This is a genomic window from Coleofasciculus sp. FACHB-712, from assembly GCF_014695635.1.
In the GTDB taxonomy this organism is placed as follows: domain Bacteria; phylum Cyanobacteriota; class Cyanobacteriia; order Cyanobacteriales; family FACHB-T130; genus FACHB-T130.
Genome location: NZ_JACJOQ010000556.1, coordinates 1 through 17,867 on the forward strand (window position 1 = coordinate 1; position 17,867 = coordinate 17,867).

Sequence of the window (17,867 nt, forward strand, 5' to 3'; positions counted from 1 at the left end):
CCAGTTGCGGGGATTGATGCGGATGAATTGTTTGATACGCGAAGTCTGGTGCAGCAAGTCCAGGACATGATTACGAATCATGGGGAAGGCAACAAAGCTTTCAGCAATCTGCCCCGGAAATTCAATATTGCGATCGCGGGTTGTCGCGACAACTCGGTTCACGCTGAAATCAACGACCTTGCTTTCGTCCCCGCCTACAAAGAGGGCGTCTTTGGGTTTAATGTCCTCGTCGGTGGTTTGTTCTCTGCCAAGCGGTGCGATGCTGCCATTCCCCTGAATGCTTGGGTGCATCCTGATGATGTTGTCGAAGTATGCCGAGCCGTTTTAGAAGTTTTTCGCGATCGCGGTCCCCGATCGAATCGGCACAAGGCACGGCTGATGTGGCTGATTGATGAATTGGGGTTAGGCCAATTCCGAGCCTTGGTAGAAGAATATCTAGAGAAGCCTCTCCAACCAGCCGCCGAAAAAGACGAAATTGACTGGGAAAAGCGCGACCACATCGGCGTGTACCCCCAAAAGCAACCCGGCTTAAACTACGTCGGCTTACACGTTCCCGTGGGGCGTCTCTATGCCCAGGATATGTTTGACCTGGCTCGGATGGCTGAAGTTTACGGCAACGGCGAAATGCGGTTCACCGTTGAGCAAAATGTCATCATCCCGAATATTCCCGACTCGCGCTTAGACGCCTGCTTAGCCGAACCCCTGCTAGAACGATTCTCCATCAATCCCGCTCCCTTAGCGCGATCGCTAGTCTCCTGCACCGGATCGCAGTTCTGCAACTTTGCCTTAATTGAAACTAAAAACCGTGCCCTGGCAACGATTGAAGAACTGGGAGCAGAATTATCTCTAACTAAACCCGTGCGGATTCACTGGACTGGTTGCCCCAACTCCTGCGGTCAGCCTCAAGTAGCCGACATCGGTTTGATGGGGACAAAAGTTCGCAAAAACGGCAAAACCTTAGAAGGTGTCGATCTTTACATGGGAGGCACAGTTGGTAAAGAAGCCCATTTGGGTACCTGCGTCCAGAAAAGCATTCCCTGCGAAGACCTCAAACCTGTATTGCGGAATTTATTGATCGAACAGTTTGGGGCGACTCCTCGCTTCTAGGAGTTGCAAAGAAGCTTTTAGCGACTCCCTACCACTAATTCCCGACTACGTACCACCGAGTTACCACTTCCAAGAGAAATATGAGCAGAGTTTCTAGACGGCAATTTATCATTACAGCAGGCGCAGCCACAGCCGGAAGCTTGCTAGCTCATGGCTGTAGTTCCGGCCCGACCGATAGCGCCAAGTCCGCTTCAAAATCCTCCCCCGTTGCCACCAGCACGGCAGCCAACGCGCCGAAAGTAGAAACAACCACCGCCAAGCTAGGATTTATTGCTCTAACGGATTCCGCGCCCCTAGTTGTAGCCCAGGAAAAAGGGTTGTTTGCCAAATACGGCATGACAGAGGTTGAGGTTGTCAAGCAAGCTTCCTGGCCCGTCACCCGCGATAACTTGGAGCTAGGCACAGCCGGTAACGCCGGTGGCATTGATGGGGCGCATATTTTATCCCCCATGCCTTACTTTATGAGCTTGGGACAAACCAAGAACAAGCAGCCAGTGCCGATGTACATCCTGGCGCGGTTGAATACCAATGGTCAAGCAATTTCTGTTGCCAATACTTACAAAGAATCCAAAGTCGGCTTAGACAGCAAAGGACTTAAAGAAGCCTTTGCCAAAGCTGGGGGCAAAAATGACTTCAAGGCAGCCATTACCTATCCTGGTGGCACCCACGACCTCTGGATGCGCTACTGGTTAGCCGCAGGCGGCATCGATCCAAACAAGGATATTTCTACAGTCCCCGTACCACCGCCTCAGATGGTGGCGAATATGAAAACGGGCAACATGGAAGCCTTCTGTGTAGGCGAACCGTGGAACGCCCAGCTGGTGAACCAAGGGCAGGGTTACACCGCCTTGGTAACGGGAGAACTGTGGAAAGACCATCCCGAAAAAGCTTTTGCGATGCGGGCTGATTGGGTAGATAAAAATCCCAATTCTGCCAAAGCGCTGCTAATGGCAATCCAAGAAGCCCAGCAGTGGTGCGACAAGGCAGAAAACAAAGAAGAGATGTGCCAAATTGTCTCCCAAGCAAAATGGTTTAAAGTCCCAGCCAAAGATATTATCGAACGCTCCAAAGGCAACATTGACTACGGCGATGGTCGCCCGGTCGTGCAGAATAGTCCGCTACTGATGAAGTTCTGGTCCGATAACGCTTCTTATCCCTACAAGAGTCACGACACCTGGTTCCTAACTGAAAACATCCGTTGGGGGAATATTCCTGCTGACACCAACATTAAAGAACTTGTTGACAAAGTGAACCGGGAAGACCTCTGGAAAGAGGCAGCCAAAGCACTAGGAGTTCCTGCTTCAGAAATTCCGACTAGCAGTTCTCGCGGTGTTGAAACGTTCTTTGATGGCGTCAAATTTGACCCCGAAAAGCCAGAGGAATACTTGAAGAGTCTCAAGATTAAGAAGGCATAAATCGCGAATAGCGAATAGTTCCAGAGGAATCGGCTATTCGCTGTTTGCTAGCCAATGACGAATCAATATGATTAACAATTAGGAGCGAGAATGACTGCTAGAACTGAGAATCGCCTTTCAAGTAATAATTCCCAGAAGCTAATCGGAACCTTCTTTCAGAAGAAACTTAAACACATTGTGCCACCGCTGCTAGCACTTGCAGCTTTTATGATCCTTTGGCAAATCCTCTGCCCTCCGGGTTCTAAAGGTTTGCCAGGGCCAATCCAAGTACTAAGAGAAACTTGGAACCCCTATATTATTAATCCATTTTTTGATAATGGCGGTACGGATAAAGGCTTGGCGTTGCAAATTTTCGCCAGTTTACAGCGGGTAGCGATTGGCTTCTCTTTGTCTACCTTAGTTGGAATTGGGTTGGGGATTTTGATTGGCACCAATCAGTTTACTTACCGTGCTTTAGACCCCCTCTTTCAGGTTCTGCGTACCATTCCCCCTCTGGCATGGCTACCGATTTCTCTGGCAGCATTTCAACAAAGCAATCCTTCAGCTATTTTCGTAATTTTTATCACGTCGATATGGCCCATTATTATTAACACCACGGTGGGAGTGCAGCAGATTCCTCAAGATTACCGAAACGTTGCCAGAGTGTTGCGGCTTTCTAAGCAGAAGTATTTCTTTAAGATTCTCTTTCCCGCAGCGGTTCCTTATATCTTTACTGGACTGAGAATTGGCATTGGTTTGTCTTGGTTAGCAATTGTTGCGGCTGAAATGTTGGTAGGCGGTGTGGGAATTGGTTTCTTCATCTGGGACGCTTACAACAACTCTTTACTGAGCCAAATTATTCTCGCACTTGTGTATGTCGGTGTTGTTGGTTTGCTGCTAGATAGGATAGTAGGCTTCGTCGCCTCCAAAGTTGTACCAGAGGAACAGAAGTAAGGACTGAAGACTCAGGACTGAGGGCTGAGTAGGAAGTATTAAGTAAACTCTTCGCCCTTAACTTCTCAACTCATCCTCAATCCTTATCCCTGACTCCTCTTTTAGTTCCTTCTCTCAGTCCTCAGCCCTCATACCTCAGTCCTCACTTAGTCCTCAGTCCTCATACCTCAGCCCTATTACTATGTCTGTCTTTGTCGAAATTGACCATGTTGACCGGGTGTACTCGCTTGCCAATGGCGGTACTTATGTGGCACTCAAGAATATTGACCTGAAAATCAAACAAGGTGAATTTGTTTCTTTAATTGGACATTCTGGATGCGGCAAATCAACCCTACTAAATATGGTGGCTGGTCTAGATAGACCGACGAGTGGGGGTGTGATTTTAGAAGGGCGACAGGTGACTTCGCCGGGACCAGACCGAATGGTCGTGTTCCAAAATTATTCGCTGCTTCCCTGGCTCACCGTGCGGGAAAACATCGCTCTGGGGGTAGATGAAGTATTACAGGACCGGCCCAGAGGTGAGCGCAAGGGGATTGTGGAGCATCACATCGATTTGGTGGGATTGCGGCACGCTGCGGATAAACGACCCGGTCAGCTATCGGGGGGAATGAGACAGCGGGTAGCGATCGCGCGTGCCCTCGCCCTTCGTCCTAAGTTGCTGCTACTCGATGAACCGTTCGGCGCACTAGACGCCTTGACACGGGGCGGCTTGCAAGAAAAGCTGATGCAAATCTGTCAGGAAAGCAAAGTCACCGCAATCATGGTGACCCACGATGTGGACGAAGCGCTGCTACTGTCTGACCGAATTGTGATGCTGACTAACGGCCCAGATGCCCATATCGGGCAAATTCTGGAAGTCTCCATCCCTCGCCCGCGCAAGCGCATGGAGGTTGTCAATCATCCCAGCTACTACGGTTTGCGGAATGAGATGATTTACTTCCTCAACCAGCAGAAAAAAGCCAAGCAGCGCAAAGCAACGCAACCGGCGGTGGTTGCCCGGAATGGGTTGGAGAAAGTCAATCTGGAAATTGGCTTTATTCCCCTAACTGACTGCGCCCCTTTGGTGGTGGCAAAGGAAAAAGGTTTCTTCGCCAAGCACGGGTTAGAAGATGTGACGCTGAATCGCGAACCCAGTTGGAAAGCGATCGCGCAAGGGGTGGCGACGGGACGCCTAGACGCTGCCCAGATGGTTGCCGGAATGCCGATGGCAATGACCTTGGGAGCCGATGGCCCGCCACTGCCTGTGTGTACGGCGATGACTTTATCGCGCAATGGCAATGCGATTACCTTCAGTAAGGATTTGTACGATCGCGGCGTTCGCACCTTGGCAGATTTCAAGGAAGCGATCGCGCAAACTCCCGACAAAATCCATACACTCGGAGTGGTGCATCCTGCCTCCATGCACAACATGATGCTGCGCTACTGGTTGGCAAGTGGCGGCATCGATCCCGATCGAGATGTCAGTTTGACGGTGATTCCACCTGCCCAGATGGTTGCCAATCTGAAATCTGGAAGTATTGATGGCTACTGTGTCGGCGAACCTTGGAACTCTCGCGCCGTTCATGAAAAACTCGGTTTTGTGATTGCGACCGATATGGAGTTGTGGGCGGGACATCCGGAGAAGGTACTCGGATGCCAAGAAGAATGGGCAAATAAGTACCCGCAAACTCATATCGCTTTAATCAAAGCGCTTTTGGAAGCTTGCGAATACTGCGATGACCGACGCAATCGGGAAGAAATTGTCAACTTACTGTGTCAGCCGCAATACATCGGCTCCGCCCCAGAATACACCCGTCCCGGCTTTATCGATCCCTACGTTCGCGGGACGGGCGCAGCACCCGAACAGATGTTGCGCTATAACCAGTTCTTCGTCGATAAAGCGAACTTCCCAGAACCGGAGGAAGGACTGTGGGTGATGACTCAGCTAGCACGGTGGGGAATTGTTCCATTCCCCAAAAACTGGCTGGAAATTCAAGAACGAGTGCGGCGCATCGATGTATTTAGGGAAGCGGCGCGGGAACTCGGCTTAATGGATATCGGACGCGATCGCGCACCCATGCAAATGTTTGATGGCACCATTTTCAATCCCGACGATCCCATTAAGTACCTCAATAGCTTGGAAATTAAGCGTCCAATTCGTATCGAAGAGATTAACATCGACCCCTTAGTTGCGAGTCGTTAGTAATCAGTCATTAGCCATTCGCTAATGGAACTATGGCAAGAACAATTCGCGATTAGCGATTAACAACCTTCACCTCCCCATGCACACTTTGAACAACACTGGCGTCGTCACCCAACTAACCCAAGAAACCGTCAACCGCGACCCGTTTTTGGTCATTGAAGACGTTTCCAAGGTTTATCCCACTCCTACCGGACCGTATACCGTTCTAGATGGGGTAAACCTCACCGTCTATGAAGGCGAATTTATCTGCCTGATCGGTCACTCTGGTTGCGGCAAATCCACCCTGTTAAACATGGTGTCAGGTTTCAATAAGCCAACTGACGGTGAAGTGCGCCTGGAAACCCTGAAAATCCGCGAACCCGGCCCAGACCGGATGATGGTATTCCAGAATTATTGCTTGCTTCCCTGGCTGACTGCCTTCGAGAACGTTTACCTGGCAGTGGATTCTGTTTATCCTGGCAAACCCCGGTCAGAAAAAGTCACCATCGTTCGGGATCACCTCGCAATGGTGGGGCTGACTGAAGCAGCAGATAAAAAACCATCTCAGCTGTCTGGAGGGATGAAACAGCGAGTCGCGATCGCTCGTGCGCTCTCGATTCGCCCTAAAGTATTAATTCTGGATGAGCCATTCGGAGCCTTGGATGCCATCACCAAGGAAGAATTACAAGAGGAGTTGCTGACCATCTGGCGCGAACATCAAGTTACTGTCTTGATGATTACCCACGACATCGACGAAGCACTCTTCCTAGCAGATCGGCTGGTGATGATGACCAACGGGCCATCGGCAAACATCGGTGAAGTTTTGAAAATTCCCTTCGCCCGCCCCCGGAATCGCGCCCGGATTATGGAAGACCCGGAATATTACAACCTGCGAAACTACGCCCTCGACTTCCTGTTCAACCGATTTGCTCATGATGATGATTAGTCATCGCTTGTTAGGTATTATCCAATGGGTAATACCCAACAAGCGATGAAAGTATGGCTAATCGCAATTAGCAATTAGCAATTAGCAACGGACGACTGACGAATGACAACTGACAGTACAAAAACCCTTTGCCCTTACTGCGGCGTCGGCTGTGGATTGGAGGTGACACCTCCAGCGCAAGCCGGTAAGCCAACGCATCGGGATGCTCAAGGGAATCCCATCTGGAAAGTGCAGGGCGATCGCGCGCACCCTTCCAGTCACGGGATGGTGTGTGTCAAAGGTGCTACCGTTGCCGAGTCCCTTTCCAAAGACCGCCTTCTCCATCCGATGATCCGCGACTCCCTGGATGAACCTTTCCGCCGCGCCACCTGGGAGGAAGCCTTGGATCTCGTCGCGAGCAAGATTCAAAACGTTCTGGCAACTCAAGGATCGGACGCCGTGTGTATGTACGGCTCCGGGCAACTGCAAACTGAAGATTACTACGTTGCTCAGAAACTGCTCAAAGGGTGTCTGGGCACGAATAATTTTGATTCCAACTCGCGCTTGTGTATGTCCTCCGCCGTTGCGGGTTATATGCAAAGCTTTGGTTCAGATGGCCCCCCTTGCTGCTACGAAGATTTAGACTTAACCGACTGTGCTTTTATCATCGGTAGCAACACCGCCGACTGTCACCCGATCGTTTTTAACCGCCTGCGGAAACACCACAAGAAAAATTCCCACGTCAAAATGATTGTGGTCGATCCGCGCCGGACGAACACGGCTGAGGCAGCAGATTTGCACTTAGCGATTCGCTCAGGCACCGATATGGATCTACTCAATGGCATCGCTCACCTGCTGATGCGTTGGGGCGCAATTGATACTTATTTCATAGAGGACTGCACGACGAATTTTCCAGCTTTTGCAGAAGTCATCCAGCACTATCCACCGGAAGTGGTCGCCGAACGATGCGGTATTTCCATCTCTGACCTGGAAACAGCAGCTCGATACTGGTCACAGTCGAAGCGCGTGCTGTCTCTGTGGTCGATGGGCGTGAATCAGTCTTCTGAAGGCACTGCCAAGGTGCGAACGATCGTGAATCTGCACCTGATGACGGCTCAGATTGGCAAACCCGGTGCAGGGCCGTTTTCGCTGACGGGTCAACCGAATGCGATGGGCGGTCGGGAAACCGGCGGTCTTTGCCACATTCTGCCCGGATATCGAGTGGTCAAAAATCCCCAACATCGAGCGGAACTTGAAGCGTTTTGGCAACTCCCCGCCGGACAAATTTCGCCCTATCCGGGTCGCACGGCGTGGGACATTATTACGGGTTTGGAAACCGGAGATGTGGGCGTTCTCTGGATTGCCGCTACGAACCCGGCTGTCAGTTTACCTGACTTGGAACGTGCGAAAGCTGCATTGCAGCGATCGCCTTTTACGGTCTATCAAGACGCCTACTACCCCACTGAAACCGCCGCCTTTGCTCACGTTTTGCTCCCGGCGGCGCAGTGGAGCGAGAAAACTGGCACGATGACTAACTCCGAGCGAGTGGTCACGCTGTGTCAGGCATTTCGCACTCCCCCAGGAGAAGCCAAACCCGATTGGCAAATATTTACAGAAGTCGCACGGCGCTTAGGTTTTGCTGAAAAATTTCCCTACGAGACGCCAGCCTCCATCTATGCCGAATATGTGAAGTTGACACGCGATCGCGTCTGCGATATGAGCGGTCTCAGTCACGAACGACTGGCGCAAGAAGGTCCGCTTCAGTGGCCCTGTCCCGATCGTAGTTTTGATACCCCAAGTTTGAGTTCTCCCTTAAACTCTTCAACTCAAAACTCAAAATGTGCTACGCACCGCTACGCTAACAAAACTCAAAACTCAAAACGGCTTTACACTGATTTTCGCTTTCCGACGCCGGATGGACGGGCGCGGTTTGGAGCCTATCATTCGCGGGGGCTGGCAGAACCGCCCGATCCCAATTATCCTTTTGTTCTGACGACGGGCAGACTTTACGGACACTGGCACACCCAAACCCGTACCGGACGAATTGATAAAATTCGGCAGATGCACCCGCAGCCATTCATTGAAATTCATCCCCGCGATGCGGCTTCTCTGAAGATTCAGGAGAATGATTGGGTGGAAGTGCGAACCCGTCGAGGCACGGCGCGATTCCCTGCCAGAGTCACCAAGGCGATCGCTCCCGGTGTTACCTTTGTCCCCATGCACTGGGGCGCTCTTTGGGCAGATGGTGCCGAAGCGAACGCCCTCACCCATGCCGAATCTTGTCCCGAATCACTGCAACCGGAACTGAAAGCTTGTGCGGTGCAGCTGGTGCCCTTGACTGCTGAAAAAGTTGACTCTGAGTATCTCCTCCACCCCACTCAGTCCAAAGCTTTTTCCTCTGCTTTGTCTGTTTAAAATTGCCCCTAAGTTGAGGTTATTTATTCTCAATTCTGGCGTTTGAAATTCAATTTTTTTAGGCTTAAGAAGGGGTACGGCATTACCGTATCCCTTTTTTTATCAATCACGTCCGTCTGCTCTCCAGTGAGAAGATTGGGGCGAGGTGCTGTCGGATTTCTCCTCTTGTCAATAATTAGATCGCCTGGTGATACCAATTCTCTATGAAGTGACGCGGAAAAAAGCGGAGATAGTGTCATCCCATATCCGAATAGAAGCGATCGCAGACTCGCCTTATTTTCTCACTACTGGAGTATCTTCCAACGCAGCTCGCTCCCAATCTCCCAAATTCGCCCCTGCCTCATAAGTGCTTTGTAGGAATTGCAGCACGGCTGTATCTGGATCGTCTGCTTGTCGCACCGCCTCATAGGGCAGGACAAATTCTTGCAGCTCCGGGCTATAGAATGCAGACTGTGGTTGAATTGGATAATCCTTAAATCCTCTTGGTGTTGGGTAGGCGTAGGCATAAAATAAGGCTTCTGTTGAACCACCCCCAAACCAAAAACCACAACTGCTGACTTCATGGGAATAAGCCTCTCGCGTTACCCAATCTGCCATGTTGGGTACACCTCCTGGATGTTCGGGTGCCCTTCGTCCCGAAAAGCGAGTCACAGCCAGATCGAAACTGCCCCAGAAAAAATGGACAGGACTGCACTTTCCAATATAGTGGGAGCGAAACACCGTCATGATGCGATTGGCTTGTACCAGAATTTGCCAGAAGCGTTGAGCAGATTCTGGATTGTAAGCTGGCGATAAGGGCTACCTGTCTGCCCCTCTCCAAGCCGAACTCCAACCGTTGGGCATTGAGCTTGAAACAGCTTTGCGTTCCAACATGCACGACACTCGTGACCCCGCTTGGCTCGCCTTACTCAAACGGCTGCGACGACTGGTTGAAACGGTCATTGGGCAACTGGTTGAACGCTTCTCAATTGAAAAAGTCTGGGCACGCGACTTGTGGCACTTGACCAGTCGGCTCAATCGCAAACTCTTAGCTCACACTGTTTGTCGTTGGCTCAACCGTCATAGCCTTGACCCCTTGCAGTTTGAGTAACTTCTGGCTAGCTAGTTTTAGTCGCACATCGCGTAACATTTTTGCTTTCTATCAATCAGAGGCATTGGCAGATGCATCCTGAATCGGCACAAAGTTCAAAAATCATTTGTACCCCATCCCGGTGCTACCTGTGCGGCTCTAAGAACAAAGGCGGCTATGGTTTCCACCTCCTGTCGCGGCATCCAACTTTCCGGTACTTGACGACACCAAAAGCTTTCTTCGCTCCCGTCGTAGGTCATCGGCTGTCGAAGAAAAGCCACGATGCTGTTGATGGTGTCGCGGGGTGGAGTGGCACCTTCCTCAACTTGATTCTCCTCTTCTTAACAGGTACAGTCATAAAAAAAAGCCTTGGAGAACTATTCTAAGCTTCTTCCAAGCTTTTTCTATCACCAAAGAGGAGAAGAAATTTTAAACTTTAAGGGTGATTATGATTGAATTGCCAGCCTAAAGAACGGTTCTATTAACCCTCGACGATAATTTTACCAACCATCCCTCCTTTTTGTTGAGGTTGACTATAGTACGGATAAGTGCCCGGTGGTGCGTCAAGGGGGAAAGTCGTTTCGTAAGATTCTCCTACATCGAAGAGCATCTTGTAGTGAGAGAGCTCCCTAGCCAACGCTTTATCTCCGTTTGGCACTCCCGTAGGATCAAAAACAGCATTGTAGGGAGGTACAACATCCTGGGGACCATTATGGACAAACTTTACTGTGTCGCCCGGCTTAATTGTAAGTTCAGCCGGTTCAAACCTGAGCATCCCGGAATCTGTACCCATTTTAATCGTGTAGTATGCTCCGCTCATTCTCTCGTTTCCTCCCAAAATTGTCAATTAATTTTGTTTCGTATAATTTTAGCATTAACGCTTACATTCTGTAGAAGATTAAAACATTACGCGATGTGCAATTAAGTTTTGAATAGGAAAGTCTCACCCGACCTCTTAGCTCACACTGTTTGTCGTTGGCTTAACCGTCATAGCCTTAACCCTTGCAGTTTAGGTAACTTCTGGCTAGCTAGTTTTAGTCGCACATCGCGTTAATATTAAGCAGTTGAAATACTGGCGGAAATCCCAGAAACGTGGGATAAGTTATTTGTCAATAAAGTTCTTGATTGAAGAGAAGAAGCGAAATGACAAATTGGAGCGCTTGGCATAACTTTGATCGTAAAGGTAAAGCTATCGCAGCAGGTCGAAATCAAAACGGAGCGCAAGAAGTTTTCCTAATTGGTACAGATGATCAGGTGTATCACCGTTTGCAAGCTTCGCCTAACAGTGGTTGGAAAAACTGGGAGCCATTTGGTGGCCAAGGTAAAGTTATCGCAGCAGGTCGAAATCAAAACGGAACGCAGGAAGTTCTCCTAATGGGTACAGATGATCATCAGGTGTATCACCGTTGGCAAGTTTCGCCTAACAGTGGTTGGTCAGACTGGGATGGATTTGGTCCTCCAGCTCAATCGATCACAGCAGGTCAGAACCAAAACGGAACGCAGGAAATTTTCCTAATTGGTTTCTATCGTGAGCTGTTTCACTGTTTGCAAGATTCGCCTAATAATGGTTGGAAATCCTGGGAACTATTTGATGAGTATGGCAGTAGGGAGGTATTTGGCATTGAGGAGAAAGCTATGGGTCCGAACGCTATCGCAGTAGGTCAGAACCAAAACGGAACGCAGGAACTTTTCGTAATTGGTAAATATGATGAAGTGTATCACCGTTGGCAAGTTGCGCCTAATAGTGGTTGGACAGAATGGAAGCGATTTGATAGTCCACCAAGTAAAGCTATCGCAGCAGGTCAGAACCGAGACGGAACGCAGGAAGCTTTCCTAATTGATATACATGGTCAGGTGTATCACTCTTGCCAAGCTTCGCCTAATAGTAGTTGGAAAGACTGGGAGCCATTTGGCGATCTTAAAGGTAAAGCTATCGCAGCAGGTCAGAACCAAAACGGAACGCAGGAAGTTTTCCTAATTGGTACAGATGAGCAAGTATACCATCGCTGGCAGCAGTGATTTGCCTAGCTCTAGGGTGAATAGTGCCTACAAATTCTGCATTGTGACAGAAGCGATCGCTTCAGACCCCCATAACCAGCCAGACCCTACCAGCCCTCACCAGCTCACACGGCTAGCAGACAGGAAAGCTCATCTACTCTCCTAAGAATGACCCCTGAGACGCGCTAGAGGGTTACTGGGTATGATTCCACCATGAACGGTGGTCATGGTAAATTTTGTGGGAGCTACAGCGATCGCATCACCATACCAAAGCGATCGCTGCAACTTCAGGAATTACCTAGTAGCTCACTGGGTTAAGCATGATGTTGATGGTCTTGCTCAAAGGGAATCGCATCGGCAATTTCTTGGGGCATTGTCCAGATTTGCACTTCGATACCGAGATCCTTCAGGGTGTTCATCACTTCCTGATAAAAATCAGCCACCGAGCGAGGAGCAAGTGCCAGACTTTTGGTTGTACCTTCGCTTGTCTCGATTTTGAGTTGGTGAGCGAGAAAATCAAAGGTGATTTGAAAGCTGCGTGTTCCGTTAGGAATTGAACCAGTGGTAAGTCCAGGGGTGGTGACATACAGCGTCGAGTGCCACCAATGGTTGATTTTCGGGGCTAATGCTAACGGGATTTTACCAATAATTTGTGTCCACAAATGCAGCGTTTGATAGGTATCTTGCCAAGCTGAGAGTGACAAAGGGAGCCAAACAGCGTTCGATGAGCGGTGAGCAGAAGTCGTCATGAGATGAATCTCCATGCTCAGGATTGGCGGTAGATACTATAAACAGTATCAGGCTTTGAAAAAGATTTGATTACCCAACTGTTTAGAGAGGAGATTATGCAAGGATTGGTAATTTATCAAAATATCCTCTAACAGTGACAGCAACGAGAAAGGTTAGCATTGATTATGCATCAGCTTATCCGTCGGTTTGGCGCGATCGCTCCCGAACTACAAACTAAAATTCAGCAATTATCCATTCCCCAGTAAGAATATTTGGGCGAGGCGCTGTTGGATTTCTCCTCTGTAAATGATTTGAGCGCTTGGTTAGAAACTTAGGAGCAATAGACAATTGGATTTAAAAGAAAACTTGCGATCGCATCTGACCCAGATAGTACGCGATCGCGACCCTTATCTCGCCAGTTCGGGGCATTTCTACGTCCAGCATTACATCCGCGAACAACTGCAACAATGGGGAACTGTAGAAACCCACGAGTTCAGCATTCGCGGTCAAAACCATCAGAATCTCATTCTGAATCTACCAGCTGCGACAAATAATCAGAAGCCACCGATTCTTATTGGCGCACATTATGACGCTGCACCTGGAACCCCAGGCGCAGATGATAATGCCACGGGTGTCGCCGCGCTATTGGAATTGGCGAGAATTTTCGCAGCAGAACCGATAAAATACCCGGTGCGATTGGTTGCTTTTGATATGGAAGAATACGGGATGCTAGGGAGTCAGCAATATGCCGCTGATTTGAAGCAACAAGGACAATCACTTCGTTTGATGCTTTCCTTAGAAATGCTGGGATATTGCAACTCCGCCCCTGGTTCGCAACGCTATCCGGCCGGATTAGAACGCTTTTACCCGAATCGAGGTGATTACATTGCTTTGATTGGCAATTTGCCGACCATTCCTGATTTAATCCACCTGAGTCGCAACATTCGTAAAGTTGGGGTTCCAAGCGAATGGTTGCCGGTGCCGAATAAAGGTTTAATCGTCAGCTCAACGCGACTGAGCGATCACTCGCCCTTCTGGGATTTAGGCTATAAAGCAATGATGGTGACAGATACAGCATTTATGCGAAATCCCCATTACCATCAACCGAGCGACACCATAGAAACCCTGGATTTAAACTTTCTGACCGGCGTCTGTCGCGGTTTGGCTTCCGGTATTAGCCGTCTGTGAAAGATGACTTGCATACCGCACAATTAATTAGATAAACTTCTAATTAGATATGTATCTAATTAGACGTAAAACGATGGAAAAAGCGGAATTTCAAACCCTGCTACGCTTCTTCAAGGTTCTCGCTGACGAAAGCCGATTGAAGATTTTGGGGATTCTGGCGAATCGGGAATGCAGCGTCGAAGAATTAGCCGCGATTGTGAAACTGAAGGAGCCGACTGTCTCCCATCATTTGGGTAAACTGAAAGAACTCAATTTGGTGAATATGCGCCCTGACGGCAATACTCATTTGTATCGACTCAATAGCGAGGCGCTGCAAAACTTTAGCAAAGAGATTTTCACCCCAGATAACATGGCTTCTCTCGTCGAAGATGTAGAAGGGGAAGCATGGGAGAGCAAGGTATTGAAAAACTTTTTTGAGGACGTTAGCGAAGCGGGATGCGATCGCGTTCTTCGCCTGAAAGAAATTCCTGCCAGTCGCAAAAAACGCCAAGTGATTCTCAAGTGGTTGGCAAACCAATTTGAAATCGGGATTAATTACCCAGAACTTCAGGTGAATGAAATCATCAAGCGCCACCATCCTGACTGCGCCACTCTGCGACGAGAGTTGATAGCCTCTAAACTGATGCGGCGGGAAAATGGTGTGTATTGGCGTTTAGAAACCAGTATTAAGAGACCAGTATTGAGTGAGTAGAGACACGGCAGTGCCGTGCCCCTATCTCTGAGGGTAAATAGGTTTAAACCAGCTCGTAAACCTTAGCTTCCCAGGGGAAGATACCTTCTCTGCCAACCCATTCAGCAGGAACCATTCGATCTTGCGCGATCTCTTTCCACTGTTTACCAGGCGGAGTTGCAGGCCAATTGGGTACTTTATACTCAGAACCGGGAGGAGTCCCATACTCAGAGAAATTTGCTACCACAACTACTAACTGATCGTCTTTACCTCGCTGCCAGACTAGAACCCGCTTGCCTTCATTGAAGTCTGCATGGAGAAAATGAGTGTCGTTGACTGCTAAGGCATTAGAAGTAGTACGAAACTTTACTAGTCGGGCAACATAATTAAAAATACGCTGTCGCCAATCATCAGTTAGACGGCTGTAGTTGACCGGATCGACCTGTTTTTTATGGTCATCTGAAGTTGGCAAGTCATTTTGATCGGCGAATTCATCTCCTGCCAAAATCATCGGAATCCCGACAGCAGTGAGCAAACAAACAAATGCTAGCTTGATGCGCTTTTCTGTATCAAAAACTTGATTATTATTTAGGTAGCTGTAGAAGCGTTCGTTGCCAAAGCCTCCTACATCATGGGAAGTCAGATAATTAACTGCTTGAGAACCATCTGCAAACCCTAAATTACGACAGTCAATGAGTTTGCGGACGCTCCATTCAAAGCTAGGCTCATCAGACGAATTTTGTCCTAGAATGACGCTACGGATAATATGCTTAAACTTTTCGTTCCACAACCCATCGAGACGATTCTGTGAAATTAAAGCGAGAGGTACGCTTAATTCTTCACCGACTACGAGAAATTTATCACCGCTTTTGCTTTGTTCTTGCCAAAGCGATCGCGCATAATCTTTAAATTCCTGCAAAAAGTCATAATTGCCGATATTGTTGACGCTATCGAGGCGCAAACCATCTACCCGATAGTAATCCATCCAGTGGGCGATGTAGGCTTTCATATATTCGCGGGCAGGAACAAAACGCGATCGCGTACCTGCAAGCGGATGATACCCTTCTACCCAATAGTTGTACTTAAACAAATCACCGCCAAATCCGTCCCGATTTCCTTGTTCTGGATCGCCACTATTAAACTTGATATAAAATTCTAGATAATTAATGTTGCGGTAAGGATTGTTGTAAGAAAAAGCCATTACCGCATCAACAAAAAAGCGCACGCCATGTTGATGACAAACTTTGATAAGATTAATTAAATCGGTGGAAGCCGTGGGCGCTTCTTGGCTGTCCGGGCGACCTAAGTCATAATCAGCTGCAAAATAATTAGCCGTACCGTAGCCCCAATTATCTGTTTGATCGCTATCAGATGGCGGTAAAAGTTCTAAAGCATTGACACCTAATTCCACTAGATGAGCACGGTTTTGTAAAGCGCGGACTGTAGAGAAAGTAGGTGCGATCGCTTCTTCCACAAATAGAGAAACTACGTCTCGAAAAGTCCCGTTTCCTTCTTGAATTCCCCCAGTTGAACGAATTCGAGTCCAGCGAGTGGGCAACTCGTAAATCACTAGCCGATTATTCGGTTGTAGGTTTTCTATCGTATCTCCTTCCCAGTCCGCTGTTTGCCCCTTCGGATCGCACGGAACCAGCATTTTATCTCGGTAGAGGATGACGCTAGCTGGATCTAGGTCGGACATTCCCTCTTCTGAAAGGATTTTCGGTGCAGAGAAACGCCGATCCACCGTGTAAGCGGTAGGATCGGTGCAGTAGAGAATTCGATGGGTGTTGGTGTAGGCGTCAGTGTCGCGGACTTTAAACCAGTAAAAATAAACCTCTCCGTCTGTTAAATTGCAGTTTTCCGCTGGTATTTCCCAAAGTTCTGGAAAATCTGTTGATTGGATTAAGTCGAATTCTTGAAAATTTTCAAATGAGCTTGGATTATCTCCAGCGAAGTCGCCGATGTAAAGCGTTGGAGGGGGTTTAATATCTCCTGGACGCCACAAAACGAAATGTGTCTGTTTGCGATGCAATAAATCAGGAAGCATTACAGAAACCCCTTGAATACGAAGGTTAGCTACGAGCTTTTACACACGAGAACAGACTGCTATTCCAGATAAAAGGTGAATCCCAAGACTGGAAGAAAGAGATAGTTACTTGAATTAACAGAATATTCTTTAAAATGGAATCCCATCATCCTCTTCATCTTCCTGCTCTTTGGGATTCAACCGCCAGATAGTAGTTTTCTCTTCTTCCACGGGAAGTTCCGCGACCAATTCTCCTAAGTCCTTCTGAAGATTTTGGGTTAGCGTTACCGGAAACTCTAAATCAATTCCATGAATTTCCGCTATTCTTGCCAACTGGTTAAACGGAATCTTTTTTGTAGTTCGCTCATAACTGGATAATTGGAAATATTTCGTCTCTGATAGTTCCTGTGCCTGCATTGCGGCTTTGAGCCTATTTTGGATGTGGTCAATTTCGGTATCTAGCAACTTCCATTCCTGCTCAATTTCTCGATAGCGTTGGGCTAGAGCTGTTACATCTTCCTGTTCTGGATCTGGACTACTCAATTGAGTTAATTCCAACAGCCGCTGATGCACGTGAGCCAGATAAATCGGGTCCATTTTTGCATACTGTAGCTGACTTTCTGTCAGCGGTCGCTGTCCCCAATCGCTGCTTTGTTCGGTTTTGTCTATATTGGGAAAATAGCACAGCTTTTCTGCCAGAGTTCTCAATTGTAAATTTGGTACTGGCAATAAATAGTAAGGGATTGATTTGGCAATCTCTAAGGTGCAACTTACATTTTTAGCTTTGGTTTTACCTAATAACTTCAGATCGTAGCTGGAATTGTGGAAGACTTTTTCAATTGCAGGATTGACCATGATTTCTTTAATAAATATTTCTGCAATTTCAGAATTATCTAAAACATCTAAGATGCAAACGCTATCTCCGCTTACATCGGTAAAGTCATCTAATATTTGAATTAAAGAGAGTTTAGGCTTGCGAGTATTATAATCGGCAACTTCCGTATCTAAGTACAAAAGCTGGCGTTTTGAATATTCATCAATTAGAACTTTAGCTTTCTCTGTTTCTGTGAAGTAAAGCATTCTCTAAAACATCCTTTTTGTAAATAAAAGTTAAATAAAAGGTTAGATTATTTATTTTACTTTTAGAAGTTACAGTAATTAATATTTATAAATATTCCTGCTACAAAAGCTATTTTTATATCAAAAAATATGTTTATTAAAATAGGTTGGA

General features: G+C 47.9%; 14 protein-coding genes and 4 pseudogenes. 12 read left to right on the top strand and 6 right to left on the bottom strand.

Going from position 1 to position 17,867, the window contains the following annotated elements; genetic code table 11:
• The 6 genes from H6F50_RS19775 to H6F50_RS19800 all read left to right on the top strand — a co-directional run.
• Positions 1-1,107, top strand: a 1,107-nt coding sequence (locus H6F50_RS19775) for a ferredoxin--nitrite reductase (RefSeq protein ID WP_190430021.1), incomplete at its 5' end; no start/stop codon positions are given.
• Between the two features lie 80 nt (positions 1,108-1,187).
• Positions 1,188-2,522, top strand: a complete 1,335-nt coding sequence (locus tag H6F50_RS19780) for a CmpA/NrtA family ABC transporter substrate-binding protein (protein WP_190410260.1) — start codon at positions 1,188-1,190, stop codon at positions 2,520-2,522.
• A gap of 90 nt (positions 2,523-2,612) precedes the next feature.
• Positions 2,613-3,455: a nitrate ABC transporter permease gene (gene ntrB, locus H6F50_RS19785; RefSeq protein WP_190430022.1), complete on the top strand. Its 843-nt coding sequence runs from the start codon at positions 2,613-2,615 to the stop codon at positions 3,453-3,455.
• A gap of 181 nt (positions 3,456-3,636) precedes the next feature.
• Positions 3,637-5,637, top strand: coding sequence for a nitrate ABC transporter ATP-binding protein (locus H6F50_RS19790; protein ID WP_190430023.1), 2,001 nt, complete (start codon positions 3,637-3,639; stop codon positions 5,635-5,637).
• Between the two features lie 79 nt (positions 5,638-5,716).
• Positions 5,717-6,562 carry a nitrate ABC transporter ATP-binding protein gene (locus H6F50_RS19795; protein WP_190430024.1) on the top strand — a complete coding sequence of 282 codons (846 nt, stop codon included), beginning with the start codon at positions 5,717-5,719 and terminating at the stop codon, positions 6,560-6,562.
• A 102-nt stretch (positions 6,563-6,664) separates the two neighbouring features.
• Entirely contained in the window at positions 6,665-8,956 is a 2,292-nt protein-coding gene (locus tag H6F50_RS19800; RefSeq protein WP_190430025.1) for a nitrate reductase, read from the top strand.
• A 273-nt stretch (positions 8,957-9,229) separates the two neighbouring features.
• Here the strand turns inward: H6F50_RS19800 and H6F50_RS19805 are convergent, their stop codons facing one another.
• Complete coding sequence (locus H6F50_RS19805; protein ID WP_199292269.1) at positions 9,230-9,682, bottom strand: DUF5996 family protein; 453 nt, start codon at positions 9,680-9,682, stop codon at positions 9,230-9,232.
• Positions 9,683-9,731: 49 nt separating this feature from the next.
• On the opposite strand from H6F50_RS19805, the pseudogene H6F50_RS19810 reads away from it, so the two are divergent.
• A pseudogene (locus H6F50_RS19810) lies at positions 9,732-10,046 on the top strand (transposase); the annotation flags it as partial.
• A gap of 95 nt (positions 10,047-10,141) precedes the next feature.
• On the opposite strand, the pseudogene H6F50_RS19815 reads toward H6F50_RS19810, so the two are convergent.
• Positions 10,142-10,345 (bottom strand): annotated as a pseudogene (locus tag H6F50_RS19815) (photosystem II cytochrome PsbV2); the annotation flags it as partial.
• A 161-nt stretch (positions 10,346-10,506) separates the two neighbouring features.
• Positions 10,507-10,845 (bottom strand): plastocyanin, encoded by a 339-nt coding sequence (gene petE, locus H6F50_RS19820; RefSeq protein ID WP_190430026.1) that lies wholly within the window; start codon positions 10,843-10,845, stop codon positions 10,507-10,509.
• A 323-nt stretch (positions 10,846-11,168) separates the two neighbouring features.
• On the opposite strand from petE, the gene H6F50_RS19825 reads away from it, so the two are divergent.
• Together H6F50_RS19825 and H6F50_RS19830 are read left to right on the top strand one after the other, a co-directional pair.
• On the top strand, positions 11,169-12,044 hold the full coding sequence (locus tag H6F50_RS19825) for a hypothetical protein (protein ID WP_190430027.1): 876 nt from the start codon (positions 11,169-11,171) through the stop codon (positions 12,042-12,044).
• Entirely contained in the window at positions 12,013-12,189 is a 177-nt protein-coding gene (locus H6F50_RS19830; protein ID WP_190430028.1) for a hypothetical protein, read from the top strand. Before H6F50_RS19825 ends, H6F50_RS19830 begins: the two co-directional genes overlap by 32 nt.
• A gap of 151 nt (positions 12,190-12,340) precedes the next feature.
• On the opposite strand, the pseudogene H6F50_RS19835 reads toward H6F50_RS19830, so the two are convergent.
• Positions 12,341-12,772: pseudogene (locus H6F50_RS19835) on the bottom strand (DUF5996 family protein); the annotation flags it as partial.
• 153 nt (positions 12,773-12,925) lie between these two features.
• Between H6F50_RS19835 and H6F50_RS27725 the strand changes: the two are divergent.
• From H6F50_RS27725 to H6F50_RS19850, 3 genes and pseudogenes are all read left to right on the top strand, one after another.
• Positions 12,926-13,087: pseudogene (locus tag H6F50_RS27725) on the top strand (DUF4351 domain-containing protein); the annotation flags it as partial.
• Between the two features lie 13 nt (positions 13,088-13,100).
• On the top strand, positions 13,101-13,940 hold the full coding sequence (locus tag H6F50_RS19845; RefSeq protein ID WP_190430029.1) for a M20/M25/M40 family metallo-hydrolase: 840 nt from the start codon (positions 13,101-13,103) through the stop codon (positions 13,938-13,940).
• Between the two features lie 73 nt (positions 13,941-14,013).
• Positions 14,014-14,631 carry a metalloregulator ArsR/SmtB family transcription factor gene (locus tag H6F50_RS19850; protein ID WP_190430030.1) on the top strand — a complete coding sequence of 206 codons (618 nt, stop codon included), beginning with the start codon at positions 14,014-14,016 and terminating at the stop codon, positions 14,629-14,631.
• A 43-nt stretch (positions 14,632-14,674) separates the two neighbouring features.
• On the opposite strand, the gene H6F50_RS19855 is transcribed toward H6F50_RS19850, so the two are convergent.
• Together H6F50_RS19855 and H6F50_RS19860 are read right to left on the bottom strand one after the other, a co-directional pair.
• A complete protein-coding gene (locus tag H6F50_RS19855) occupies positions 14,675-16,657 on the bottom strand; it encodes an alpha-amylase family glycosyl hydrolase (protein WP_190430031.1) in 1,983 nt (660 codons plus the stop codon).
• 129 nt (positions 16,658-16,786) lie between these two features.
• Positions 16,787-17,716 carry a ribonuclease D gene (locus tag H6F50_RS19860; protein ID WP_190430032.1) on the bottom strand — a complete coding sequence of 310 codons (930 nt, stop codon included), beginning with the start codon at positions 17,714-17,716 and terminating at the stop codon, positions 16,787-16,789.
• Between the last annotated feature and the right edge of the window lie 151 nt (positions 17,717-17,867).